The sequence below is a fragment of the Micromonospora sp. WMMD708 genome (genome assembly GCF_049315245.1).
In the GTDB taxonomy this organism is placed as follows: domain Bacteria; phylum Actinomycetota; class Actinomycetes; order Mycobacteriales; family Micromonosporaceae; genus Micromonospora; species Micromonospora wenchangensis.
Map to the genome: position 1 here is coordinate 3,875,720 of NZ_CP186060.1, position 24,942 is coordinate 3,900,661.

22 protein-coding genes are annotated in these 24,942 nt (G+C 71.3%); 6 read left to right on the forward strand and 16 right to left on the reverse strand.

The genetic code is table 11. The features are described from left to right. Window positions 1–85: 85 nt before the first annotated feature. On the forward strand, window positions 86–730 hold the full coding sequence (locus tag ACN260_RS17205) for a TetR/AcrR family transcriptional regulator (RefSeq protein ID WP_422752079.1): 645 nt from the start codon (window positions 86–88) through the stop codon (window positions 728–730). 21 nt (window positions 731–751) lie between these two features. Here the strand turns inward: ACN260_RS17205 and ACN260_RS17210 are convergent, their stop codons facing one another. From ACN260_RS17210 to ACN260_RS17220, 3 genes are read right to left on the reverse strand one after another with little or no spacing between them, the layout of a single operon-like run. After that, on the reverse strand, window positions 752–2,479 hold the full coding sequence (locus ACN260_RS17210; protein WP_422752080.1) for an ABC transporter ATP-binding protein: 1,728 nt from the start codon (window positions 2,477–2,479) through the stop codon (window positions 752–754). Then, window positions 2,476–4,254: an ABC transporter ATP-binding protein gene (locus ACN260_RS17215; protein ID WP_422752081.1), complete on the reverse strand. Its 1,779-nt coding sequence runs from the start codon at window positions 4,252–4,254 to the stop codon at window positions 2,476–2,478. Before ACN260_RS17215 ends, ACN260_RS17210 begins: the two co-directional genes overlap by 4 nt. Window positions 4,255–4,262: 8 nt before the next feature. After that, on the reverse strand, window positions 4,263–5,795 hold the full coding sequence (locus ACN260_RS17220; protein ID WP_422752082.1) for an MFS transporter: 1,533 nt from the start codon (window positions 5,793–5,795) through the stop codon (window positions 4,263–4,265). A 132-nt stretch (window positions 5,796–5,927) separates the two neighbouring features. Here ACN260_RS17220 and ACN260_RS17225 point away from each other — a divergent pair, with 132 nt between their 5' ends. Then, window positions 5,928–6,476 carry a hypothetical protein gene (locus tag ACN260_RS17225; RefSeq protein ID WP_422752083.1) on the forward strand — a complete coding sequence of 183 codons (549 nt, stop codon included), beginning with the start codon at window positions 5,928–5,930 and terminating at the stop codon, window positions 6,474–6,476. A gap of 81 nt (window positions 6,477–6,557) precedes the next feature. Next, entirely contained in the window at window positions 6,558–7,094 is a 537-nt protein-coding gene (locus tag ACN260_RS17230) for an AAA family ATPase (protein ID WP_422752084.1), read from the forward strand. Between the two features lie 35 nt (window positions 7,095–7,129). Here ACN260_RS17230 and ACN260_RS17235 read toward each other — a convergent pair whose 3' ends face one another. From ACN260_RS17235 to idi, 11 genes are all read right to left on the reverse strand, one after another. Continuing rightward, complete coding sequence (locus ACN260_RS17235; protein WP_422752085.1) at window positions 7,130–7,618, reverse strand: cellulose binding domain-containing protein; 489 nt, start codon at window positions 7,616–7,618, stop codon at window positions 7,130–7,132. 211 nt (window positions 7,619–7,829) lie between these two features. Beyond that, the gene (locus ACN260_RS17240; protein ID WP_422752086.1) at window positions 7,830–9,131 is read right to left on the reverse strand and encodes an FAD-binding oxidoreductase; all 1,302 of its coding nucleotides are present in this window, start codon (window positions 9,129–9,131) and stop codon (window positions 7,830–7,832) included. Continuing rightward, window positions 9,131–9,940, reverse strand: coding sequence for a hypothetical protein (locus tag ACN260_RS17245; protein ID WP_422752087.1), 810 nt, complete (start codon window positions 9,938–9,940; stop codon window positions 9,131–9,133). The genes ACN260_RS17240 and ACN260_RS17245 overlap by 1 nt, the downstream gene beginning before the upstream one ends. Next, entirely contained in the window at window positions 9,924–10,739 is an 816-nt protein-coding gene (locus tag ACN260_RS17250) for a hypothetical protein (protein WP_422752088.1), read from the reverse strand. The genes ACN260_RS17245 and ACN260_RS17250 overlap by 17 nt, the downstream gene beginning before the upstream one ends. Beyond that, on the reverse strand, window positions 10,724–11,992 hold the full coding sequence (locus ACN260_RS17255; protein WP_422752089.1) for a hypothetical protein: 1,269 nt from the start codon (window positions 11,990–11,992) through the stop codon (window positions 10,724–10,726). The genes ACN260_RS17250 and ACN260_RS17255 overlap by 16 nt, the downstream gene beginning before the upstream one ends. A gap of 28 nt (window positions 11,993–12,020) precedes the next feature. Next, window positions 12,021–14,156 (reverse strand): geranylgeranylglyceryl/heptaprenylglyceryl phosphate synthase, encoded by a 2,136-nt coding sequence (locus tag ACN260_RS17260; RefSeq protein WP_422752090.1) that lies wholly within the window; start codon window positions 14,154–14,156, stop codon window positions 12,021–12,023. Then, window positions 14,126–14,962 carry a radical SAM/SPASM domain-containing protein gene (locus tag ACN260_RS17265; RefSeq protein WP_204926682.1) on the reverse strand — a complete coding sequence of 279 codons (837 nt, stop codon included), beginning with the start codon at window positions 14,960–14,962 and terminating at the stop codon, window positions 14,126–14,128. The genes ACN260_RS17260 and ACN260_RS17265 overlap by 31 nt, the downstream gene beginning before the upstream one ends. Then, complete coding sequence (locus tag ACN260_RS17270) at window positions 14,959–16,155, reverse strand: glycosyltransferase (protein WP_422752091.1); 1,197 nt, start codon at window positions 16,153–16,155, stop codon at window positions 14,959–14,961. Before ACN260_RS17270 ends, ACN260_RS17265 begins: the two co-directional genes overlap by 4 nt. A 17-nt stretch (window positions 16,156–16,172) precedes the next feature. Further along, on the reverse strand, window positions 16,173–17,945 hold the full coding sequence (locus ACN260_RS17275; protein ID WP_422752092.1) for an ATP-binding cassette domain-containing protein: 1,773 nt from the start codon (window positions 17,943–17,945) through the stop codon (window positions 16,173–16,175). After that, window positions 17,945–19,684: an ABC transporter ATP-binding protein gene (locus ACN260_RS17280; protein WP_422752093.1), complete on the reverse strand. Its 1,740-nt coding sequence runs from the start codon at window positions 19,682–19,684 to the stop codon at window positions 17,945–17,947. Before ACN260_RS17280 ends, ACN260_RS17275 begins: the two co-directional genes overlap by 1 nt. A 4-nt stretch (window positions 19,685–19,688) precedes the next feature. Then, the gene (gene idi / locus ACN260_RS17285; protein ID WP_422752094.1) at window positions 19,689–20,276 is read right to left on the reverse strand and encodes an isopentenyl-diphosphate Delta-isomerase; all 588 of its coding nucleotides are present in this window, start codon (window positions 20,274–20,276) and stop codon (window positions 19,689–19,691) included. A 344-nt stretch (window positions 20,277–20,620) separates the two neighbouring features. Between idi and ACN260_RS17290 the strand changes: the two genes are divergently transcribed. From ACN260_RS17290 to ACN260_RS17300, 3 genes are read left to right on the forward strand one after another with little or no spacing between them, the layout of a single operon-like run. Further along, window positions 20,621–21,706, forward strand: coding sequence for a polyprenyl synthetase family protein (locus tag ACN260_RS17290; protein ID WP_422752095.1), 1,086 nt, complete (start codon window positions 20,621–20,623; stop codon window positions 21,704–21,706). A gap of 44 nt (window positions 21,707–21,750) precedes the next feature. Continuing rightward, window positions 21,751–22,686, forward strand: coding sequence for an NAD-dependent epimerase/dehydratase family protein (locus ACN260_RS17295; protein ID WP_422752096.1), 936 nt, complete (start codon window positions 21,751–21,753; stop codon window positions 22,684–22,686). Then, window positions 22,686–23,483, forward strand: a complete 798-nt coding sequence (locus tag ACN260_RS17300; RefSeq protein WP_422752097.1) for a glycosyltransferase family 2 protein — start codon at window positions 22,686–22,688, stop codon at window positions 23,481–23,483. Before ACN260_RS17295 ends, ACN260_RS17300 begins: the two co-directional genes overlap by 1 nt. Window positions 23,484–23,524: 41 nt before the next feature. On the opposite strand, the gene ACN260_RS17305 is transcribed toward ACN260_RS17300, so the two are convergent. Together ACN260_RS17305 and ACN260_RS17310 are read right to left on the reverse strand one after the other, a co-directional pair. Continuing rightward, window positions 23,525–24,223, reverse strand: coding sequence for a hypothetical protein (locus ACN260_RS17305; protein ID WP_422752098.1), 699 nt, complete (start codon window positions 24,221–24,223; stop codon window positions 23,525–23,527). After that, window positions 24,220–24,900: an ABC transporter ATP-binding protein gene (locus ACN260_RS17310; RefSeq protein ID WP_422752099.1), complete on the reverse strand. Its 681-nt coding sequence runs from the start codon at window positions 24,898–24,900 to the stop codon at window positions 24,220–24,222. The genes ACN260_RS17305 and ACN260_RS17310 overlap by 4 nt, the downstream gene beginning before the upstream one ends. Between the last annotated feature and the right edge of the window lie 42 nt (window positions 24,901–24,942).

Consider the following 24,942-nt stretch of genomic DNA (forward strand, 5'->3'; position numbering starts at 1 on the left):
TGGGGGTCCGGAGCGGTTTATGCAGTCTTCCTCGTCGCAGGGTGGTCGGATCGGACGCCCTGCACGCCTGTCCAGGGAAGCCATCGTGGCGGCGGCCCGACGGATTCTCGGCGAGGAGGGCGTCGGGAGCCTGTCGATGCGTCGCGTCGCCAAGGATCTGGACAGCACGCCGATGGCGCTCTACCACCACGTGAAGGACAAGGATGAGTTGCTGCTCCTGCTGCTGGAGGAGCACGCCGCGCAGTTCCCCCGCCCGGACCTGCCACCCGAGCCCCGCGACCAGCTGATCACGGCGGCCCAGCTGCTGCACGACATCCTGGCCGAATGCCCGTGGATCGTCGAGGTGCTCGCCTCCGACGACCTGATGGCGGTCTCCGCCCTGTGGATCGTCGAGAACATCGTCGACGGCGCCGTCCGCTGTGGCATGACTCCCGAGCAGGCCGTCTACGCCTACCGGGTGATCTGGTACTACACCGCTGGCGAGCTGATGCTGCGGGCTTCCCGCGGGAAGCACTACTCCCGGCCGGACGCGGGAGCACACCGGGAGAAGGCGTTCGCCACCCTCGACCCCACGATGTTCCCGCGGCTGTCCGCCCTCGCCGGCCGGTGGTCGACACTCACCGCACGCGACACGCACCGGTCGGGGCTGATCGCGGTCATCGACGGGTTGCTGGGGCAGACCGTGGGCCGACCCGACCGGCCGCCCACGCTCGACCCGAACGCGATCTGATCGCAGCACCTGCATCGAATCTCACCGGCGTTTCCCCACCCGCTGAGGACGTCCCTGCGCCATCGACCAGAAGTTCGCGTACCGGCCGCCCCGCGTCAACAGCTCGTCATGGGTGCCCGACTCGACGATGTTCCCGTCGTCGACAAAGAAGACCTGATCAACATGACGTACGGTACGTAGCCGGTGCGCCACCATGATCACCGTTCGCCCCGCCATCAGTCCGTCGAGAGTGCTCTGCAGCGCGGCTTCACCCACCACATCGAGTGCGGCCGTCGGCTCGTCGAGCAGGAGCACGGGTGCGTCCTTGAGCAGCGCCCGCGCGATCGACACCCGCTGCCGCTCGCCGCCGGACAGCGCCGCACCACCCGCACCCACTGCGGTGTCCCATCCCCGGGGAAAGCGATCCACCACCTCCTGGAGGTTCGCCGCCCGCGCCGCCGCGAAGACCTCCTCGTCGGAGGCGTCGGGACGACCCAGTCGTACGTTCTCAGAGATCGTTGCATCGAAGAGGTAGACATCTTGAAAGACGATCGACACGTGCTCCGTCACCTGTGCCGACCCAAGTCCTTTCAGATCCTCACCGCCGAGCCTGACGGCACCCGAATCTGGATCATGAAAACGGGCGATGAGTTGGAGAATGGTGCTCTTGCCGGCACCGGACGGTCCCACGAATGCGACCCGTGCGCCCTCGGGGATGACGGCCGAGACGCCGTGCAGCACCTCCCGGCCGTCGCGGACGAACCTGACGGTGTCCAGTTCGATGTCGCCACCGCGTACCGGAGCCGGATCGGCAGGCTCCGGCAAGGTGGGAGTCGCGAGCACCGCGTCGATCCGCTCCAGTTCCTCCCGGGAGTTGCGCAGTTGGCCGGCGAGGTCCGAGAGCGACAGGAGCGGGTCGACGCACCGGGTCGCGAGGATCAACACGACCAGCAGGTCGATCGTGCCGATCCCGTCGCTGAGCGCCAGGCCGGCACCGAGGACGAGCGGCGCGGTCAGCCCGGCCTGCACCGTGAGGGAGAGCGCCAGCACGCCGGGGATCGCCTTGATCGCCGCACGTCGCCCGGTGCGTTGCTGCTCGGCAAGGGCCGAGTCGAGCAGCCCGTAGCCCCGGCCGGTCGTGCCACCCATCCGCAGGACGGGCTGGGCCTGCACGTACTCCACGACCCTGCTCGCGGCGTCGTCGGCGCTGACCGACCGCTCGCGGTCCAGGTTCGCGGTCGTTCGATTCGTCCAGACCTGGGCCAGCAGGATCAGTGGCGCCGTGGCCAGCGCGGCCAGCGCGAGCCGCCAGTCGACCAGAAAGAGCACGAGCGCCACCGTCGCCGGCGTCGCCACCGCACCGATCATCGGCTGGAGCCGGTGCGCCGGCACCGCCATGGTCGACAGGACGCCCCGACTGGCGAGCATGCCGACCTCACCGAGCCGCCGACGGGTGAACCAGCCGAGCGGCAGGCGGGCCAGGTGGTCGCCGAGCCGGTGGTGCAGGCCCCGGGACAGGGCCGCCCCGGTGCTGAAGCCGGCGACATCGCTGCGGAACCGCAGCACCATGGCGACCGCCACCGCGCCACCGAACGCGGCGAGCCACGGCCAGGCACCCGGGGCATCACCGGCCAGCAGCGCCCGCAGCAGCGGGATCAGCAACGCATAGGCCAGCCCTTCGGCGACGGATGCGACAGTGATCAGGACGAGGGCACGGTTCAGCGGGCGTACGTGGTCAGGCCCGAGGATCCGGGAGAGCAGGGCGATCACCACGTGGCTCCTCTCGGTGGCGCGACGGCTTCCGCCGCCACGGTTACCCCGGTGGGTGCCTGCTGGGCACGCCACATGGCGGCGAGCAACCCGTCGGCGGCGAGCAACCCGTCGAAGGTGCCCCGCTCGGCGATCCGGCCGTCCGCCATGACCAGCACAAGATCGGCGTCACGGATCGTCTCGAGCCGGTGGGCGATCACCACCCGGGTACGCCGGTTGTCCGCGCGGTCTATCGCCGCGCGGGTCTTCGCCTCGGTCGCCGGGTCGGCGAACGCGGTGGCCTCGTCCAGCACGAGCACGGGAGCGTCGAGCAGCAGGGCCCGCGCCACCGAAACCCGCTGGGCTTCGCCGCCGGAGAGTCCGGCGTCCTCGCCGACCACGGATTCGTAGCCGCGGGGCAGGCTGTCGAGGTGCGCGTCGATTCCCGCCTCGCGTGCGGCCCGCACCACCTCCTCGGGGCTGGCCGTCGACGACGCGAGCGCGATGTTGTCGGCGACGGTGGTGCGGAGCAGCCGGACGTCCTGCGGGACGAACGCGACATGTCGATAGAGCACGGAGGGTTCGATGTCGCGGACCTCGACGCCGCCGAGCAGCACCGATCCGGTGGTCGGGGTGAGGAAGCCGAGCAGCAACTGCGCGACGGTGGACTTGCCGGCACCGGACGCGCCGACAACGGCCACCTTGCTGCCGGGCGGAATCACCACGTCGAGGTCGCTGAGCACCGTGCGCTTCCCGTCGTAGCTGAAACTGACGTTGCGCAGCTCGATGAGGTGACCATCGGGGATCCGCGGCGTCGCCGGGCGCGGGGCGGGCGGCACCGCCAGGATCGCTCCGATCCGGACTGCTGCCCGGCGGGCGGCGTTGACGTTGTCCAGGCCGTGGGCCAGTGCCGCGACGGGTGCCGTGAGCGCCAGGGACAGCAGGAGGAACGGCAGCAGGTCAGCCGGAGCGAGGGTGCCCGATCCGATCATTGCGGTACCGCCGACCAGCACGACCAGCAGCACGAACATCGGTGAGAGCACCAGGGTGGCCAGTGAGGCGAGCCACGCCGCACGGCCCACCCAGCGCAGGAAGAGTTGGGCGAAGTCGTCGGCGGCGGCGACGAACCGCCCGTGCGCGCGTCCACCGCCACCGAACGTCTTGACCACGGCGATGCCCTCGACGAACTCCACCGCCGCGACCGCGATCCGCCCCATCGCGGCGTCCACCTCGAGCTCGTCGCGTTTGCGTCGCTCGGTGGAGAGCGCGCGACGCAGCACGAGCCCGACCAGGACCGGCACGAGGGCCACCAGCGTCATCCGCCAGTCGATGGTGGCGAGGTAGACCAACGACAGGACCGGGACCACGACAGCCGAGGTCAGCTCGCCAGGGGTGTGGGCGACCAATGTGTGCAGATCGTTGACGTCGTTCTGGACGACCTGGTTGAGGCCACCGGAACTCTGCCGGGAGAACCAGCTCATCGGCACCTCGGTCAGCTGCCGGGCGAGGATTCGACGCAACGAGAGCTGCATGCTGCTGTCGGCCGTGTGGGCAACCGCCGAGGCCAGTGCTCCCGCGACCAGCCGGACCAGCAGGCCGGCTGCGGCGACGGCCACGACGAGCCAGATCCGACGCCGGTCGGGCGGCCCCGGAGCGAGCAGCTCGCGGCCGAGCTCCACCACGGCCAGATAGGGCACCAGGCCGCCGACGGCGCTGACGACCTGCAGGAACAATGCACCGGCGAGCTGGTAGCGGTGGGGGCGCAGTAGCTGCCACAGCCGGGTCTGCTCAGCCATCGGAGTCGTCACCTCGATTCGCTGAGGGGTGAGGCAGCACGATCCGAGAGCGGCCCGGCGGGCGCGGTCGTCGTCTTGGGGGAAGACGACGCGGCGCCGCGCCGGACCGCCGGTCCACCGGCCGGGCGGCCGACGGCCCGCTTACCAGGGAGAACGAACAGTGCCACGAGGGCGGCGATGAACAACAGCGCGCCTGACAGCGTGAGGCCGACGCCGAATCCACCGGTCAGCGCGTCCAGCGGCGGGTCACCGGCGGATCGGCGTTGGGCCGTGTACGTGGTCTGCGCGGTGACCAGGGCGGCCAGGCCGAGAGCACCGCCGATCTGGCGGGAGCTGTTGAGTACGGCCGAGGCCATGCCGGCCTCGTGCCGGGGCAGACCACCGACTGCGGCTCCGGTCAGCGGCACGAACGAGATGCCCATGCCCAGGCCGGTGAGGATCGAGGGGCCCAGCAGGTCGGCCACGAAGCTGCCGTCGACGTCGAGCGCCCCGAACCAGGCGAAGCCCACCGCGGCGAGCAGGCCACCAGCCACCAGCAGCGCCCTGGGGCCGGTCCGGGGAAGCAACCGGGTCGAAATGTTGATCGCCACCACCACGGTGAGCGTCAGCGGCAGGAAGGCGGCACCGGCGCGCGCCGCGTCGAAGCGCAGCACCTCCTGCAGATAGAGCGAGATGAAGTAGAAGGCCGCGAACTGACCCGCGCAGAGCAGCAGGATGAAGAGGTTGGCACCGGCCACATTGCGCTTGGTGAGCAGGCCGAGCCGTACGAGCGGGTCGCCCTTGACACCCCGGGTCTCCCACAGCACGAAGAGCACGAGCAGCAGCACGGCCGCGCCGAGGGTGAGCAGGGTCGTGGTCGAACCCCAGCCGTGCTGTTCGGTGCGGACGAGCCCGAGCACCAGGGTGCCCACACCAGCGGTGACCAGCACCGCGCCACCGATGTCCAACTTGCGACCGAGCGGAGCGCTGAGCAACCCACCCGGCACGCCCGTCAGGGCGAGCAGGACAACGCAGGCGGCCATCGGAACGTTGACCAACATCACCCATCGCCAACCCGCGTACTGGGTGAGCAGGCCGCCACTGAGCACCCCGGCCGCGCCGCCTACAGCCGAGACAGCGGCGTAGACGCCCAGGGCACGGATGCGTTCCCGGCCCTCACGCTGGGTCAGCGTGAGCACGGCGAGTGCGGCCGGCGCCATCATGGCGGCGCCCGCGCCCTGCAGGGCCCGGGCCACGATCAGCTGCCACGGTGCCTGCGCCAGGCCACCCATCAGCGACGCGAACGCGAAGAGCACCGTGCCGCTCAGCAGCAGGCGGCGCTGGCCGAACAGGTCGGCCGCGCGGCCGCCGAGCATGAGGAAGCCGCCGAACAGCAGGGCGTAGATGTTGACGACCCAGGGCAGCTGAGTCTCTCCGAAGCCGAGATCAGCATCGAGCGACGGCAGCGCGACATTAACGATTGTCATGTCCAGGGTGACCATGAACTGCGCCAGGGCCACTGCGATCAGTGCGCCACGCCTGCTCGGCTCCGTCTGGACCATGCCAGCTCCTCATTGTTTTCCTACAGATAAACTATACGCGTACGATAATTATGCGCCACACGACGGGATCACCGCCACCCCAACCGGCCGGTCGGGGTTTTGCCCGTTGCCCGTTGCGGGTAGCGGAGGGCCGTGAACCGCGATCTCGTGACGGCCCTACAGGCGGCCTGGGGCCTACCGGAGTTCCGCGACGGGGTGCGCCACGTCGTCGACCTCGACGAGGTGGCGCTGCTCCTGGCCGCGCTCTCCGTCCCGGACCACGACCGCGAGGTGGAACGCAGCCTGCTGCGGCTGCTGCGGTCCAGCCTGGACACGACCGAGATCCGGGAAGCGGTGTTGCTGCTGCTGGAACGCGACGCGGTACGCCGTCCCCTCCTCGCGGCGGTGGTGCGACCGCATGCCGACCGGCCGGGTCAGGCTGCCGCCGTCACCGCGGCGGCCGAGGACCCCAAGGTGCGGCGTGAGGTACGCGCCGTGCTGGACGACGCCCGGGTACGCGAACTGATCTGGCAGGCGGTCGAGAACCAGGTGGACGCCGACCGGGTCGGCCTGGTCCGCCGCGCCGCCGTGCTGTTCCTCCGCCACCCGGCCGTTCCCCGCCTCGCCTGGGCCCTGCACCGCCACGGTGTCCTGCGCGAACTGCGCCGTAGCGCACCGTCGGATGGCGGCGCAGCGGCCTGAACAGCCGGCGCCCACCGCCGCAACCACGAGCGGCAGGCGCGGAGACGAGCGATGATGGGGCGCGCCGACCGGAGGGTGACGATGGGGCGACCGACACTGTTCCTGACCGTGGGACTCCCCTGCACCGGGAAGACCACGGCGGCGCGGCGTATCGAGGTCGAACACGATGCCCTTCGCCTGACGAAGGACGAGTGGGTGAAGGCGCTCTACGGGCCAAGGAACCCACCCCTGGCGGGGGCCGTGATCGAGGGACGGCTCATCGGGATCGCACTACGCGCCCTCGAACTCGGCACCAATGTCGTGCTCGACTTCGGCCTCTGGAGCCGCGACGAACGTTCCGCCCTGCGCCAGGCCGCAGCGGACCTCGGCGCGCGGGTGGAGCTGCGCTACTGCACCCTCACCCCGTCGCAGCAGCGCATCCGGCGTGACCGACGCCAGGCCGACGCGCCGCACACGACCTGGCCCATGACGGACGAGGAACTCGCCGGGTGGGCCGCCCGCCTCGACGTCCCCACACCGGGGGAACTCGACGGCAGCGAGCCCGTCGATGCTCCCCCGGCGGGATTCCCGACCTGGCACGCGTGGCGTACGCACCGCTGGCCGCCGTCGGCCCACTGACACCTGCGGAACGACGTCGTCGCCTGACCGCCGGCTCAGCCGAGCGCGCAGGGCGTCCCGTTGAGGGCGAACGAGGACGGGCTGCCGGTGTCACCGGTGTGGTCGGCCACGAACCCGATGGCGATCGCCCCACCCGGCCCGATGGTGACGTGGTCGTCGTGGCCACGGGCCGTGACGGTGCCACTCGACGGCGAATACACCGCGTTCCAGCCGGTCGTGATGCGTTGCCCGGCGGGCAGCGGAAACGTCAGCCGCCAGGAGGTGACCGTGGTGGCGCCGGTGTTGACGATGGTGATGCTGCTCGTCAGGTAGGTTTCCCAGGTGTAGGCCGAGTACCGGATGGTGCAGGCGGCCCCGCTCGGTGCCGGGTCGCCCGGCACGGGACTGCTCGGTGGCGGGCTGCCCGGCACGGCGGTGGATGAGGGCGGGGTCGCGCCGGCGCCGGGTGCGCTGACCCCGGCCAGGGCGGCGGCCAGGGTCACGGCTGCCGCGGCGACGCCGGGAAGGCTGCTCGTCGGTCTCATGGCGGTGGTGGCTCCTCCGGGGTACGGCGCACCGCTGCGCGGCGGAGCGAGGACGCAGGTCGACGCCGGGTGGCGGTGCACCTCGCAGGATCTGACGATAATCGATCGACATCGATCGTGCGGCGGATCGGACCGACGCCCCCGACCCGGGCCGGTTCGGCCCGGCCGGCACCGCGCGGGCGGACGCGGGCCGGCCGGGCCACGGGACGGTTCAGATCGGCAGCCGTGGGCCGAGCACGGTTCCCGGGTCGTAGCGGCGCTTCACCTCCCGCCACCGGTCGACGGTCGGCGCACCGAACTGGGCCCGGTAGAAGTCCCGCTCCACCCGGTGGTAGCCGTGCAGGTAGACCCGGCCGCCGAGGTCGTGACAGAGCGCCCCCGCCGCGTCGAAGTGCTCCCGGTAGGCGTCCACCCGGTCCGGAGGCACGATGCAGTAGAAGCCGAACGTTCGTACCCGGTCGGCAGCGGGCAACGGGCTCAGCGGTGGCCGGGGCCGGTCCCCGGGACGCAGGAACGTGCCGTTGACCACCGGGATCACCGCGGGGTCGGCGAACCTGTCGCGGACGGCGGCGAAGAAGGCGTCGGCGTTCTCCATCGGCAGGAAGAAGTCGCTCCACAGCCGACGCGCGTCGGCGGCGTCGGCCAGCAGCCCTGCGGCGACCTGGGCGCGGGCGATGCCGACGGAGAATCCCGCCTCCGCCTCGAACAGCCGCTGGTGGTAGTCGGCGACCGGGGTCTCGTCCGGCCCGGCCGCCGCGTCACCCGCAGCCCGGCCGACCTCGACCTTCCACCGGCCGGCGGCGGTGGAGAACACCGTACGACACACCCGCAGCCGCTCGTCGCCCCACACGTGCTCCGCCACGGTGGCGAGGTCGTCGCCGCCGAGCCGGCGGACCAGGACGGCCGGTTGGGCGGGGACCACCCGCAGGTCGGCCCGGACGATCACCGCCACCTGGCCGAGGCCGCAGAGCGCGTACCGGAACAACTCCCGGTGCGGCCCGTCGGCGGTCGCGCGCACGAGCGCGCCGTCACCCGTGACGACATCCAGCGCCGTCACCTGGTCGACGACCGAACCGACGAAGGGCGACGTCGGCCCGAACCCGCCGACCGACAGCGTCCCGCCGACCGTGGCGTGTTCGTTGCTGGTCACGACCGCCAGGGCGAGGCCGTGCTCGTGCAGCCAGCGGTGCAGGGTTCCCCAGCGCACCCCCGACTCGACCCGCACCGTCGCCGCGTCGACCAGCTCGATCCGGTCCAACGCGGTGGTGTCCAGTTGCAGGCTGTCGGTGAGGCTCTGCCCGTTGCTGCTGCATCCGTTTCCCCGGGCGACGACGGCCAGCCCGCCGGCGAGGGCGTACCGCACCGTCTCCTGCACGTCGGCGACACCGGCGGGGTAGACCACCGCCTGCGGCTGCCGACGGTGCAGCCGGCCGAAGTCCCGCTGGCAGCCCTCGGGTGCCGGATCCACCAGTTTCCCGGCAAGCAGCCGGGCGAGCGGTTGGTGCGGCGTCATCAGACGGTCGCCGCCGGCCGGCTGAGCAGGCCCTTGAGCTTCACCGCGAAGTGGTCGAAGAACGGCACCAGGTCGCACACCGGGTCGCCCTGCCGCACCGCCGCGACGGCCCGGTCGCGCCACTCGTCGATCGCGGCGGCGACGTCGGTGAGGTCGGCCGCGCCCGTGGCGACCAGGTGGGCGAGGTTCCCGTCGCGCTCCTGGATCTCGTCGAAGTCGACCGCGTCGTCGCCGATCATGTAGAGCACGCCCAGTGCCTCACCGAACTCCCGGGCCGGCCCCACCAGCTCGGGAACCCCGCCCGCGAGGCAGTTGACCGCGGCGTAGTTGGCGAGCATCACCCCTGCCTTGATCCGGGCCGCCGCGATCCACGACTCGACGGTGGTCGGCCGGGGCGCGGCGACCTCGACGATCTCCTGCCGCCAGATGTCCCGGTAGTCGTCCTCGAGCGTCTTCAGCACCTCGACCGGGCGCTGGTGGCTGGCCAGCAGCGTGGTGCCGACCGAGAGCAACTGGACGCCGAAGATCTGGTCGCGCGGCGAGAGCGGCTGGTCGTCGTCGATGAGGTCGTCGATCAGCTTCACGCCGACCGCGTGGATCGATACCCCCGCGCCGAGGTCGGCGCGCACCTGCGGGTCGTGCACCCACAGCGTCGTGTAATAAGGGGTACGCGGGTAGCCGGGCAGGTCGCGTACGAAGTCCAGCCCCTGGCGGGACATGCCCAGGCTGGTGAGTTCGGTGAGACACCGCTGGACCACCCGCGCCTGGCTGGCGTCCATCTCGGCCTTGAACTCAGGAAACGTCAACACGGTCGTCCTCCAGAAGAAAGGTGATCAGACGGTCGGCGAAGTCGGCCATGAAGCCGGCGATCGGGAACTCGGGTGGGAACTCCGCCAGGGCGCGCAGCGCCTCCGCGCGCCACCAGCGGGTCGCCGCGACGGCCGCCTCGCGGCTCACCCGCCCGCTACGGATCAGGTGACACAGGTTGCCACCGGTCTCTCCGAGGTCGCGGTGGTCACGGATGTCGTCACCGATCATGAACAGGACGCCGAACGCCTCGCAGAACGCGCGCGCGGCGGGCAGCCGGTCCACGACGTCGGCGGCGAGGCAGGCGGCGGAGGCGTAGCACATCATCATCCGACCCGACTTGATGCTGGCGTAGTGGATCCAGCTGTCCAGGTCGTGTGCCGGGCGTTCCGCCTCGTTGATCTGCTCCCGCCAGATCACCCCGTAGTCCTCGTCGAAGACCCGCAGCACCTCGGCCGGCCGGTGGTGGGCGCCGAAGGTCGCCGTGCTGCTCTGGGTGAGGAACATGCCGAGGATCTGGTCCCAGGGCCGGATCGGCTGGTCGCCGTCCATCAGGTCGTCGACGAGCTTGATCCCCATCGCGTGGGTGCAGATCGCGATGCCCAGTTCCTGCCGCAGCGCCGCGTCCGGCACCCACAGCGCGGCGAAGTAGGGAATCCGGGGATAGCCCTTCATCTGCCGGACGTACTCCAGCCCCTCCGGCGTCATGCCGGTCCCGGCGAGCCGGTCGGTGACCCGCTCCAGCAGGACGCGCTGCGCGACCGCCCACTCGTCGTCCAGGCCGCTCACTCCGGAGAGCACGGGGCCTCCTCGTCGACCCGCACCGGCCCGCCGTCGAGCACCGCGGCGACGGCGGCCACGGTGCGCTGCCGGGCCCGGTCCGGATCGAGCAGCGTACGGGCCAGGGTGGAGGCCAGGTGGCGGCGTCGGGGCAGCTCGTCGGGGTCGCCCAGCCAGCGCACCGCGACGTCGACCAGATCCTCCATCCGGTCGAAGCCCTGGCCGACGCCGTGCTCGGCGAGGAACGGACCAACCCACTCCTCCATCGGCAGACCGGAGCGCACCAGCAGTTGCGGGATGCCGAAGTAGAGCCCCTCCAGCATGGAGTTCGGTCCGGTCTTGGAGATGAACAGTGGCGCGTCGGCGGCGTGCAGCCAGGACAGGTACCGCAGGTAGTCGCCCTGCGCCAGCCGGTCGAAGGTCTGCCAGGCCGGCACCTTCAACTCGGTCAGCAGTTCGGCGGCCTCGGCGGCCATCGCCGGATTGTTGTACGCGATGAAGACCAGCGCCGCGTCCGGGTGGGCGCCGGCGATCCGCTCGACGGCGGCGAGATACTCCCGACCGCCCCGGTTGGACAGGATCAGGACCCGGGTACGCGCCTCGGCCAGCGCCGACTCCATGGCGTCGGCGTCGGTGGCACCGATGCGGCCGGCCTGCCCGGTGCCCTCGAAGACCTGGGCGGCCTGGGCCTGCGCGAGCAGCCGGCCCACCGGCACGACCCGCTCGGGCCGGTAGCCGTGCTCGCGGACGAGATAGTCCCGGGCCCGGTCGAACTGCACCAGGTGCACGGGCAGGTGCGGGGCCCGGTGCACCGGCAGCCGGAGCAGCCCCTCGTTGGTCACGTAGTTGACCACCGGGGTCGGCAGGTCCGCGACCCGCAGCGCGGCGTGGCTCAGCCGGGAGATCACCCCCTTGGTGCCGATCACCAGGTCCGGCTTCGTCGTGGCGAAGTGCTCGACGACGGCGGCCAACCGGTCGGCGGTCGCCGCCGGCACCGGGTCGTCGTCCAGGCCGCCCGGCAGCCGGCTGGTGAAGTCGGCCATCAGGCTCAGGTAGCCGGCCCGGACCTCGTCGGCGGGCAGCCGGGCCGCCACCAGCTCACGGATGGCGGCCCCGGCCTCGGCGAACTGCGGGAAGATCGTCTCGGCCTCGACGACGGTGACGTCGACGTCGTCGAGACCGCCGGCCAGGGTCGCGGCGAGTGTCCGCCCGGCCAGGAGGTTCCCCAGCTCTCCCCAGGTGCGCATCGAGATGACCTGCACGCTGCGGGTCATGCCCACTCCCTCCGTCGCGCTCGCGGTGTCATGCCAGCAGTCCCTGGTTGAACAGACCCTGCGGGTCCAACTCCCGGCGCAGCCGGCGCAGGGTGGTGAGGTCGTCGCCGTACATCGACTGCAGGTCCGCTTCGGTCAGGTCGTACCAGCCGGCGAGGTAGGGCCGCCCGCCGAGCGCGAGGCACTCGGCCAGCACCCGACGGTGCAGGCCCTGCACCCGGTCGACGGCGGGCCGGTCCCCGCGCGGGACGCTGAAGTACAGTCCGAAGCCGAGCGCCAGGCCCCGCAGACCGGCCGCCGGGGTGAACGGCACGCCCGGCCGCTGCTCGGGCCGGTGCACGCCGAGCATGAGCAGCCTGCCACCACCCTCCCGGTAGCCGGTGCCCGCCAGGACCTCCGCGTCGAGGAAGCGGGCGAACTCGGCCGCGGCCGGCAACGACAGGCAGTAGTCGGCCCAGATGAAGTGCACCGACGGGTCGGCCGGGTTGCGCCGGGACTCCCGCATGGACCGCAGCGGCCAGTCGGCCTCGACGCGGGTCTCGGCGCGCCCCTGCAGCCGCTGCGGCAGCGGGCCGCCGCGCATCCCGTACGTGGCGACGAAACCCCCCTCGTAGTGCTGGGCGGAGAAGAGGTCGACCGGCGAGCGCTGCTCCTGCGCCATCCACCCGACCTCCGCCACCAGGGCGGTCAGGGACGGATGCCGCTGGGTGGCGATGGTGGTGTGCCGCTGGTGCTCGACCGTGCGCAGCACCACCCGGTCCAGCACGCCCAGGGTGCCCAGCGCGCCGATGCCGTAGCGGAACAGCTCCGGCGACTCGGTGGGCGAGCACCACCGCGGCTGCCCGTCGGGCAGGACCAGCCGGAACCGCTGGACCAGGTCGACCTGGCCGCCGTGGGTGATGGTGCCCTCGCCGTACCCGCCGACGGACAGGGTGCCGCCGATCGAGACCGTCAGGTGGTTGGTCAGCACCGGGATGCTGCGTCCCTGGGCGTTCAGGGCCAGTTCGGCGGCGTACCAGGGGGCCCGGGCGGACACCTCGGCGGTGCCGTCGTCGAGGACCCGGACTGCGGGGTCCCCCGGCTCGCCGACGATCAGCACCCCGCCGTCGGACAGGCCCTGCCGGCCGAAGGAGTGGCCACTGCCCCGCACCGCGACGGGTGTGCCGGCCGCCCGGGTGGTCCGCAGGACGTGCGCGACCTCCTCGGCCGAGGTCACCGGGGTCACCACGGCCGGTAGCAACTCGTGCAGCCGGCCGACGTTCGTGGCGTAGGCCGCCCGGCCGGCCGGGTCGGACCGTACGGGCCGGCGCAGCCCGCGCTGCAACTCGGCGGCGAGCGCCGGGGGGACGGCCGGGTCGCCCGCGCCGCCGGCCCGTCCACCCGGACGGCCGGACAGGCCGTGCAGGGTGTCCCGCCAGTCGGCGGTCTCCAGGCCGTTGCCGACGACGACCCAGTCGACGCCGCAGTCGTGGTACTCGCGGACCTGACGGTACGCGTTGACCCCGCCGCCGACGAAGAGCAACTGCTGGGGTGCCAGGCCGCGCCGGTAGGCACGCAGCACCCGGTCGGGGACCCGGCCGTGCCGGTAGAGCAGGTAGGCGAGGTCGAAGTCGGCGGCGGCGACCTCGGCCACCAGCCGGGGCAGTTCCAGGCCGTCCTCGGCCGCCGGCCGGGCGCCGACCGCCTCGTGGGTCTTGCCGTCGGCGCCGAAGGCGAACGACGCCGAGCGCAGCAGTTCGGGTCCGTCCTGCCCGAGCGCGGTCGCGGTGCGGGCGGTGGCGGCCAGACCCCCGGTGACGAAGAACGACCGCACCGAGTTCAGCACCGCGTGCACCAGCACCGCGTCGGCGCCCGGACACAGCGGGGCGCCCCGTCCGGGTATCGACGGGAAGTGCAGGATGAGTGGCAGGTCGGTCCGCTCGCGCAGCTCGGCGACGTAGGGGGCGACCTGCTGGTCGAACGCGGGGTTGTCGGTGCTGCCGACCAGCAGCGCGGGATGACCGAGGTCGGCCATCGCCCGTGCCTTCTCGACCGCCTCGGCCAGCGGCACCTTGTACGGATCGACGACGTGCAGGAGCCCGGGGGCCTGCGCCCGCAGCGCCGTCAGCACCGGGGCGGTGGCCGGGACCGTGCTCAGATTCCCGGGAAGTCGCACTTCGCGCATAGGTCGGTCCGCTCCTTTCGCAGCAGGCTCGCGCGGCGGGCGGTGTACTTCTCGTTGTTCCAGATCTCCTCGATGGTGTTGTCGTTGACGTTGCCCATGACCTCCTGCACGCTCCAGTCCTGGCAGCACAGGACGACACGGCCGTCATGGGTGATGTAGAACTCGTTGAACGGCCGGACGCAGAACTGGTTGAGCAGCACGGTCGGCCGCCCCAGCACGTTGCCGGCCCGGTTGGTGAGGGTGGCGTCCGGGTCGCGGTCGACCAGCACCAGCTCGGGTCGGGCCGGGTACCGGCGGACCTTCTCCAGCACCGACAGGTCGGTGGTGTAGTCGTTGACCACGACGGTGGCGTACTTCGTCAGCTCGTCGGCCAGTTCCTCGGTGAGCTTGGAGCCGTTGGTCTGGATGGAGATCGACGCCCTGGTGCGTTCCTTGGCCATCCGCACCATCTCGGGTAGCCGCCGGTCCAGCAGCGGCTCGTTGAACAGGTACGGGTGGATGACGCCGGTGAAGTCGGCGAGTTGGTCGAGCAGCGACTCGTAGAGTTCCATCGACATCCGGCCGGACGGCATCTTGATGGTGCCGATGGGGCAGAACGAGCAGCGGTAGTTGCAGCCGCTCATCGTCTCGATCGCGATCATGCTGAACTGCGGTGGCGTGCGGCTGGACTTCTGCTTGAGCCAGGCGGCGTCGCTGAGCGTCTTGGTTCCGGTGCCGTTGAGGTAGGTGCGGGACACCCCGCTGAGCACGTTCAGGACACCTTTGCCCTGTGCGCGTTGCTTGATGTATTTCGCGATGTCTGTCATGCGCGTTCCCCTCCGGAGATCGTGGGAGACAACGGGACCGACGAGGCCGTTGGCTTGGCGTGCTTCGTGTATGCCGACCAGGGGATCTCGCGTCGGGGCCGACCGGCGACGCCGCGTACGGCCAGCCCCAGCGCCACCGTCGAGAACCAGCCGAAGTGGATCGACTTGAGCAGCCACTTCTTCGCCGCGAAGCGGACGCCCTGGCCCCGGGCGGCGGGCGCCAGCGGCCACAGCCCGTAGAAGTACATGCGCCAGTACCGCCCGGCGACGTCGGCGGGAAAGTCGGCCATCAGCACCGCCGCGGTCAGCAGCGAACGGTTGACGCGCTGTCTGATCTCACCCGCCGGGCCGCCGGTCAGGTGGTAGCTCACGGCGTCCGCGACGATGTGCGTACGGTGCAGCGGGTTCTCGTCGCGCGGATCGAGCAGCGCGAAGCAGAAGTAGTCGTCCTCACAGGTGTAGCGGTCCGGGATGCCCCGGGCCGCCAGGTCGGCGTCGACCACCATGCAGCAGCCGTGCGGGTAGCTGAACTTCGGCGTCTTGGTGATCCCCTTGCCCCGGTGCAGCAACCGGGCCGCCGCGTAGGGGTTGGGTTGGGGGACCTTGCTCGCCCCGACCGAGCCCCGGGCGCCCCGGTCGAGGAAGTCCTCGAACAGCCGGCCGATGCAGCCGGTGCTGAACGTGACGTCGTCGTCGACCCACGCCACGCCGGCCAGGCCGAGGCCGGTGGCCATGGCGAAGGCGGCGTTGAGCATGCGGCTCTTCCCGGCCTGGGGCATCGCGATGCCGACGAAGGTCGACCCGCCCGGGGAGGCGGCGACCTCACTCAGCCGGCGCAGCCGCTCGACCGCCTCGTCGTGCTGGTCGTCGCGGTACTGCATGCCGACGACCAGCACCAGCGGGCGGGCGGCCACCGTCGGGGGGAGGTCGGTGAGCTGGCTGACGAGTTCCTCGACGCTCTCGCGGTGGCTCGACAGCGGGGCGCGCCCCACGTAGGTCGGCAGGACCAGCGCCAACCCACCGGCGAAGCCGTCGCCGAGCGCCGCGGCCACGTCCCGGACCGGGATTCCGGACCGGACGACGACCGGTCCGGGGCGGACCACGAGGCACCCGGTGGGCGGCGGATCCCCCTCGGCGGGCTGGTAGCCGCGCCGGATCGCCCACCGGACGGGCCGGGTCACTAGCTCGAACATCGATGCCTCCGCATGGGTTAGTCGTGGGTCACGGCGGACCAGAGCCGGCGTATCTCGTCGGAGCTGTCGAGCAGGTCCGCCGGGGCCCCGACCGCCGTCAGGCGACCGTCGTGCAGGACGACGACGAGGGCGGCCCGGCGGAGCACCTCGGGCCGGTGGGACACCGCCAGGACCGTGCTCCCGCCGTCGCGGAGGATCCCCTCCCACAGGGCGTCGCTCGTCTCGGGATCGAGTGCGCTGGAGACGTCGTCGCACAGCACCAGCGGGGTACGGCGCACGAGCATCCGTGCCACGGCCACCCGTTGTGCCTGGCCACCGGAGAGGCGCAGGCCGCGCGGCCCGATCACCGTGTCGAGCCCGTCGGGCATCGTCGCCAGGTCGGCGTCGAGCGCGGCGCGGGACACCGCATCGGCCAGCCGGTCCGCCGGCAGCCCGAGCAGGATGTTCTCCCGGATGGTGCCGGTGAACAGTCGCGGCACCTGCGGCGTGTACGCGCACCGGGGCGGCACGAGCACCGCGCGGCGGTCGGCGGGCAGCGGGACGTCGTCCCAGCGCACCTCACCGGTCGTCCCCGGCACCTGACCGAGCAGGGCCCGCAGCAGCGTGGTCTTGCCCGAGCCGACCTGGCCCATCACCACCGTCAGTTGCCCGGCCGGCATCGTGAAGCCGACGCCGGTCAGTCCGTGGGCCGCACCGTCGTGCCGTGCGGTGAGGTCCGTGACCGTGATCGTTGGTGGGCCCGGAGCGGGCGGCGGGGGTGGCCGCCGCGGTGGGACACCTGTCATCGCACCGGGTCGCCCCTGGTCGAGATCCATCCCGTGCCGGGGGTGCAGCCGACCACCCGTGATCGCCGTCATCCGGCGCAGCGCGACGAGCACGCGTTGCAACTGGACGGTGAGCACGCCGAGGGAGGCGAGCGTGTCGACGAGCAGTTGCAGGTAGAACGTGAACAGCACCATGTCGCCGATGGACAGCTCGTTGCTGCTGAGGGCCGGGGCGGCGATCAGCAGCACGATCCCGGTGCCGAGCGGAGCGGCGTTCAGCAGGGTGCTGCGCTGCACGGCGACGGCGAGTTCCTCGGCGACGGCGATCCTGGCCCGGTCGGCGTTGAGCCGGTCGAGGTGCCGGGTGACGGCGTCCTCGGCCTGCGCGGCCTGCACGCCCAGCGCCGCGCCCGTCACCTCGCGCAGCGCCTCGGTGACCCGTGCGGTCTGGGCGCGACTCTGCTCGCGGTAGGCCATCATCCGCCCGTGCACCAGACGCATCAGCGCCACGATCAGCACGAAGAGCCCGAGGATGCTCAGCGTGATGAGCACGTCGATACGCATCATGATGGTGATCGCGGCGACTGCGAAGAGCCAGCGGGCGATGTTGATCGGTGACCACACCACGAAGAAGCCGGCGTCGGCGGCGTCGGTGCCGACGGTCGCGACGGCCTCGCCCACGCTGCCGCGTCCGGCCTGCGGTGGCGGTTCGAGCAGGGACTCGAACAGCGACATCCGCAACGCGCCGACGGTGTGGTACTGCATGCGTGGTTCGAGCCAGGGCACGACCGTGCTGAACTGCAGCGAGATGCGTGCGGCCTCGATGCCGGCGACGAGCGCGACGACGCTCCACAGGTTGAGGCCGGCGGCCGACTGGCCGCTGAGGGAGTCGAACGCCGTCTGCATCAGCAGTCCCAGGGCGAGCATGCCCAGGCGCAGCACCGCCCACACGGCGGCGAGCACGGCGTACCGGCGTCCGCGACCGGCCAGCAGCAGGCGGGCACGGCCGCCGCCCGTCGTGGTCATCAGGACCGCCCTGCGAAGAACCGCTGGTCGACCGGCCCGTCGGTGCCGTCCGTCGGGTCCGGGCGGGGCGTCAGGCTCACGACCCGGCCCTCCTCGACCACCATCACGTCGTCGACGATGGTGAGCGTCTCGGGTCGGTGGGCGATGACGAGCGCCGTACGGCCCTCGATGAACCGCTCCATCGTGCGGCGCAGCCGCCGCTCCGCGTGCGGGTCGAGGCGGGCCGACGGCTCGTCGAGGAGCACGATGTCGGGGTCGGTCAGCAGTGCGCGGGCCAGCGCGAGCAACTGCTCCTCGCCGGCGGACAGCCCGGCCCCACCCGGCCCGATCCGGGTGTCGAGGCCGTCGGGCAGGGCGGCGTACCAGGTGCCCAGGCCGACCTCCTCCACCGCGTGGCGCAGTTCCCCGTCGGGCCACCGGTCGTCGTAGAAGGTCAGGTTGTCGCGCAGCGTGCCGGCGATGACGTGTACGTCCTGAGTGACGAGCGTGATGCGGGAGCGCAACGCGACGACGTCCAGCCGCCGGACGTCCACCCCACCGACCGACACCGTCCCGGCCTGCGGGTCGTACTGGCGGAACAGCATCCGCAGGATGGTCGACTTCCCGCCGCCGCTGCGCCCGACCAGCGCCACCCGACGGCCGGCCGGGATCGTGAACGAGATGTCCGACAGCACCGGACGGTCGTCGTAGGCGAAGGTGACGCCGGTGAAGCTCACCGCGCCGCGTCCGGGCGGGAGGGTGCCACCGCCGTCGGGGACGACGTGGGCCTCGGCGAACAGTTCCTCGACGCGGCGGACGCTGCCCAGGACGTTCTGCACGTCCTGGAACCGCGAGGTGATGCTGACCAGGGGCATCCGCAGCAGGATCGCGTACGACAGGCCGGCGAAGACGGTGCCGACGCTGACGCCCCGGTGCTGGCTGAGCCACACACCGACGGCCAGTGCCGCGCAGAGGTTGACGGCGGTGAGCACCTGGACGGCCGCCGGCCAGGTGACCGTGGCGCGGGCGGCCCGCCGGGCGAGCCGGTAGTGGTGCGTGATCCGCTCCCAGGCCGTCTGGAGGGCGTGGGTCGTCCCGCCGTTGGCGTTCAGGTCCTCCCGCCCGGTCAGGTTCTCCTCGAGATAGCCGAGCAGGCCCGCCTCCGCCCGTTGCCGGTCGGCGATGAGCGGCACCGCGCGGCCGAGCAGCCGGCGCAGCAGCAGGAGCATCACCAGGGCGAGCGGGGTGAACAGCGCGCCGTACCGCCAGTCGAGCAGGAACAGCGCCGCGACGATCCCGATGATCATCAGCAGTTGGACGGCGATGTCGAGCACCAGTTCGGACATCAGCTTGGCCAGCCGGGTGACGTCTCCGTCCATCCGGTCGACCAGTTCCCCGGGCGGGTGCCGGAGGAAGAACGTCGGCCCCTGCCGCAGGACGTGCGCGAGCAGGTCACGACGTACCTCGTTGGTGGTTCGCCAGGCGACCCGGCCGGAGACCCAGCCGGTGCCTGTCGACAGCACCTGCCGGACGACCGCGAGCACCACGAAGACCACGGCGTATCCGGCCAGCTCGGCCTGCGACCGGCCGCCCACCGCCGCGTCGATGAACCGGCGTACGACCTGCGGTGCCACCAACTGGGTGCCGACGTCGAGCGGGATGAGCGCGGCCAGGAGCAGGAACCAGCGCCGGTGGCCGCCGACGTAGGCGACGTAACGCGCCCAGTTCGTCGTGGCCGTCCGCGGCTCGTGAGACGCCATCTGGTCAGCCGTGCCCGGCGACCGCGACCCTGGCTGCGGGAGGCAGCTCGGCGTCGTCGCCGGTGGGCCACTCACCCGGCACCGGACCGAGCCCTGCCAGTTCGCCGACCTGCAACCGGCACCACGGGGACAGGGCCGGGTCGGTGCGGACCCGCTCCCGGAAGGAGTCCCAGTCGACCCAGTCGACCCGGTCGACCTCGTCCGGGTTCGGCACCGGGTCGCCCACCGCGCGGGCCACGTACACCGGGCACATCTCGTTCTCGACCACACCGTCGAGTTCGGCGCGGTAGCGGAAGCGGGGAAGCACCAGACGAAGGTTGCTCAGCGTGAGGCCAAGCTCGGCGGCTGCCCGCCGGTGGACCGCGTCGGCCATCGCCTCACCTGGGGCGGGGTGGCCGCAGAAGCTGTTGGTCCATATACCTGGCCACGTCTTTTTCCGCAACGATCGGCGCGACATCAGGAAATGCCCACTATTGCTGAACACGTAACAGGAGAATGCGAGGTGGAGCGGCGTGCCTCCATGATGGACGGCATATTTGTCCTGCTCACCTACGACTTGGCCGTCCTGGTCGAGTAGCACGACCCGCTCCATACCGCTCCCCCACCATCCGGATCGGTCAATTTCGCTCGCACAACAATCCACCGTGAATCGACTCCAGTCAACCCCCTACAAGATCAGGAAGCCCACACGGGAAATTGTTGATAAGCAAAGTAGGGGGTCCCGGATGCCCCTCGATCGGCTACAGTGGATACCCAGCCAGCCACGAGGGGTCACGTAAGCGCAGGCCACCCCACCCAGGCCGTCACTGATCGTGATCACTTCACATCGAGGGTCGGCCCCGCTCTGCCGCATTGCGCCTGCGCGATCGTTCACCCCGGCGGGACCGGACACCGGTTACCTGCCGTCGACATCGCCTGCGACCGGACGGGGGACAGATGACCGCCACCAGCGAGACCGCCCGAGGTGCGCCCGACCTCTCCGGGCCCGGGCTCAGGGTCGAGGTGGAACGCACGATCGACAGCTTCCTGACCGCCCGGCGGGACATGAACGCCAACCCCGAGTGGCGCGACGGGGTCGACGCCCTACGCGCCCTGGCACTGGCCGGGGGCAAGCGCACCCGGCCGACGTTCTGCTGCCTGGGTTGGCGGGCGTTCGGCGGTGACGACGACCCCGGCATCATCGTGGCCGCCACGGCACTGGAACTGTTCCACCTCTTCGCCCTGGTGCACGACGACATCATGGACGACAGCGACGTCCGGCGGGGTAACCCGACCCTGCACGTCACCATGGCCCAGGCGCACCGCCGGCTCGGTTGGCGCGGCGACCCCGAACACTACGGCCGCAACGCGGCGATCCTCTGGGGTGACCTCTGTCTGACCTGGTCCGACGAGGCGTTCCACAGTTGCGGCCTGCCTGCGGAGCGGGTGGCGGCGGCGGCCCGGCTACTCCAGAGCATGCGCGTCGAGGTGCTGCTCGGGCAGTATCTCGACGTCCGTGGCGAGGCCGTCCGGGCCGATCTGGCCGACTGCCTGACGATCCTGCTCTACAAGTCGGCCAAGTACACGGTGGAGCGTCCGCTGCAGATCGGCGCGATGCTGGCCGGCGCACCCCGACCGGAGGTGGACCGGCTCTCCCGGTTCGGTGTTCCGATCGGTGAGGCGTTCCAACTGCGTGACGACATCCTCGGCCTGTTCGGCGACGACGCGGTCACCGGTAAGTCGACCCTGAGCGATCTGCGCAGCGGGAAGTCCACCGTACTCATGGCGCTGACCAGGCAACGGGCTGACGCCACCCAGGCCGCCGAGATATCCCGGTGGCACGGCAACCCGCGCCTCGGCGAGCGGGAGGCACTGCGGCTGCGGCACATCGTGCGGGACACCGGCGCGTTACGGACGGTCGAAGAGATGATCCACGCCCGCACCGAGCAGGCGGTGTCGGTGCTCGATTCCCTGCCCATCGCCACGCAGGTGCGGTCGGCGCTGACCGAACTGGCCCACACGCTGTCGGTCCGGCACAGCTGAGAGTCCACCGCCAGGCACGTCCCAGCACCAGGAAGGGCACGGAAATGACGGTTCACGACCCACGGGGCACGGTGCTGGTGACCGGTGCCGCCGGGTTCATCGGGCGACACCTGGTGGAGCACCTGACCGGCCGTGGCCAGCCGGTGGTCGGTGTCGACCTGCGGCCCCAGCCGGCCGGCGCGGCCGGCGGGCACGTCGTCGCCGACCTGCGCACCACGGACATCCGACCGTTGCTCGACGGGGCCTCCGCGGTGGTCCATCTCGCCGCGCTGCCCGGGGTCCGGCCCTCGTGGGACCGCTTCGACGACTACGTCGAGTCGAACGTGATCGTCACCCGACGGCTCCTGGAGGCAGGGACGCAGACCGGACTACGACGGCTGGTGATCGCCTCGTCGTCCAGCGTCTACGGCAACCAGCCGGACGGGGTGATGAACGAGGACCAACCGCCCGCACCGATCTCCCCGTACGCCGTCACCAAACTGGCGGCGGAGCACCTCGCGCTGGCCTACGCGGCGCGCCCCGCCTCCGTGCTGACCAGTGTGGCCCTGCGGTTCTTCACGGTGTACGGCCCGCGGCAACGGCCCGACATGCTGATCTCACGGATCATCTCCGCGGTCCGCGACGGTCGCGAGATCCGGGTCTTCGGCGACGGCTCGCAGCGTCGTGACTTCGTCTTCGTCAGGGACGCGGTGCGCGCCGTGGCGGCGGCGGTCGACGCGCCGGGGCCGAGCCGGGTGTGCAACGTCGGCACCGGTGAGCAGATCTCGGTCACCGGGATCATCGACCTGATCAGTGAGCTGATGGGCCGCCCGGCGAACGTCCGCGTCGAGCCCCACCGGGCGGGGGACGTGGCGTCGACCCGCGCCGACGTCACCCGTACGGCCGATGCGCTGGGCTTCCGCGCGTCGGTCTCCCTCCGGGAGGGGCTGCGGGCGCACATCGACGCGGTACGCAGCGAGTCGATGCCGGTCGGCGCCTGATGGGTGGGCAACCCCTGCTGACCGTGATCGTGCCGCACTTCCGCTGCGCCACCTACCTGCCCGAGTCGGTCGCCTCCGTGCTCGGGCAGACCCATTCCGACCTGCGGCTCGTGGTCGCGGACGACCACTCGCCGGACGACGACTGGATCACCGCGCTCGCACCCTGGCGGAACGACCCACGGCTCACGCTGCTGCGCGCGTCGCGCAACGTCGGGCCGCTGCGGCTGAAGAACGCGGTGGTCGCATCGGTGTCCACGAAGTACATCGGTTTCCAGGACGCCGACGACGTCAGCGAGCCCGACCGCTTCGCCCGCCAACTGGCGGTGCTCGAACGGGGCCGGGCCGATCTCGTCGGCTGCGGGTACCGCGTCATCGACGCGTCGGGCACCCCCCAGGGGGTACGGCACATGCCGCGCAACGGGAACCTGGTGCACCGGTTCGGCCGTAAGACGGTCGCGCTGCACCCGGCGACGGTCGTCCGGCGGGACGTCTTCACTCGGCTCAACGGCTTCGACGGCACCGCGGCCTTCGGTTCCGACACGGACTTCCAACTACGGGTCGCCTGGCTGTACCGCATCCGCAACCTGCGCCGGCCGCTCTACCGCTACCGGGCCTGGGCAGCCTCGCTGACTGCGGCGCCGGAGACCGGCTTCGGGTCACCCGCCCGTGCCGAGTGCATGCGACGCATGGCCGAGTTGGAGCAACGCCGCCGGCAGGCCCGTACCCCCGAGGAGCGGCTGCCGTTGCTGGTGGCACCGCCGAACGACGTGTCGTTCGCCCTGCGGGAGGTGGGGTGAGCGTCGGGCGGGCACGGCGCACCGCACCCGCCCGGCTGTTCCTACCGGACGGCCGCCCGGATCCGCAGGTGCCTGCGCTGCCGTAGCCGCACGCTGGCCAGCACCGCCGTGACCAGAATGAGGCCGACGCAGTACACGGCGCCGTGCAGGAGGCCCTGGCGCAGGTACTCCGGGTCGCCGCCGTCGAGGCCGAAGGTCCCGACCTGTTGGGTCGACCAGAACGGCAGGGCCTTGCCGAGCTTCTGGTCCGGCTCGACGAGGAACTGCAATCCGGTGATCGAGATCAGGACGAGGGTGCCCTCCAGATCGTGGGGGGCGACGGCGCTGATCAGCAGGCCCAGTGGGGCGGCGACCACGATCGTGAGCCCGAACTCGATGGCGACCGCGTCGGGCCGGGCCAGGTTGTCCTGGTCGAGATAGATGAGCACCCAGTAGACCGTGGCGAGTACGGCGCCCAGGGCCAGCAGCGCGGTGAGCGTGCCGAGGTAGAGGTGCGCCGGCCGGTAGCCGATCTGGCGTAGCCGCCGCTCCACGGCCTTTGTGGTGTTGCTCAGGAAGAGGCCGGCCGTACTCACCGCCCAGGCCAGGCCGAGACCGGCGAAGCGGATCGCCTTCTCGGGATTGCCGTCGTGCCGGGCCAGGTAGAACAGCAGGGGAACGAATGCGAGCAGCGCGAGGGCCACCCGTCGCCGGGCGAGATCCCGGCTCATCATCTCTGCGACGGTGAGCAGCTTGGTCATGAGTCGGCTGCCGCCTTCGCGCCGAGGTCGAGAACGGCGTCGACCCGATCGAGCGAATTCAACATGTGGGTGATGACGAGCGTCGACTTTCCGGCGTCGCGTCGCTGTAGCACCCAGTCCCAGAAGTCGATGTAGCTGCCCCGGTCGAAACCCTGATAGGGCTCGTCGAGCAGCAGTATGTCGGGATCGGTCAGCGCGGCGAGAATGAGGTTGAGTTTCTGCTGGGTGCCACCGGAGAGATGTCTGGCCTGAGTTGTCATTCCGCCGTCCCAGGCCAGGCTCTTTGCGAGCTGCCGGCCGATGGCCTGGGCCTCGCTGCGACCCATCCCGTGGCCGGCACCGAACAACGCGAAGTGTTCGTCGGCGGTCAGGTAACCCATGAGTCCTGCCTGCTGAGGGCAGTAGGCCATGCTCTCGTCCACCTCCACCACACCACTGGACGGGCTGACCAGACCGGCGCAGATCTTCATGAGCGTCGACTTTCCGCAACCATTGGCGCCGATAATGGCAACCACCTCGCCGGCACGAACCGTCAGATCGACGCCCTTCAGGACGTGGTTCTTGCCGTACCGCTTGTGAATGTCCGCCGCACGGAGCCGGATCGGTGTCGACGAGTCGCCCTCCGCTGGACCGTGCCGGGTGGCCGTCACCGGTGAGGCGCTGTCACTCAGATCCATGGGAGCACCCTAGTACACCCGCATGTCCGGCAGTGGTCGCGA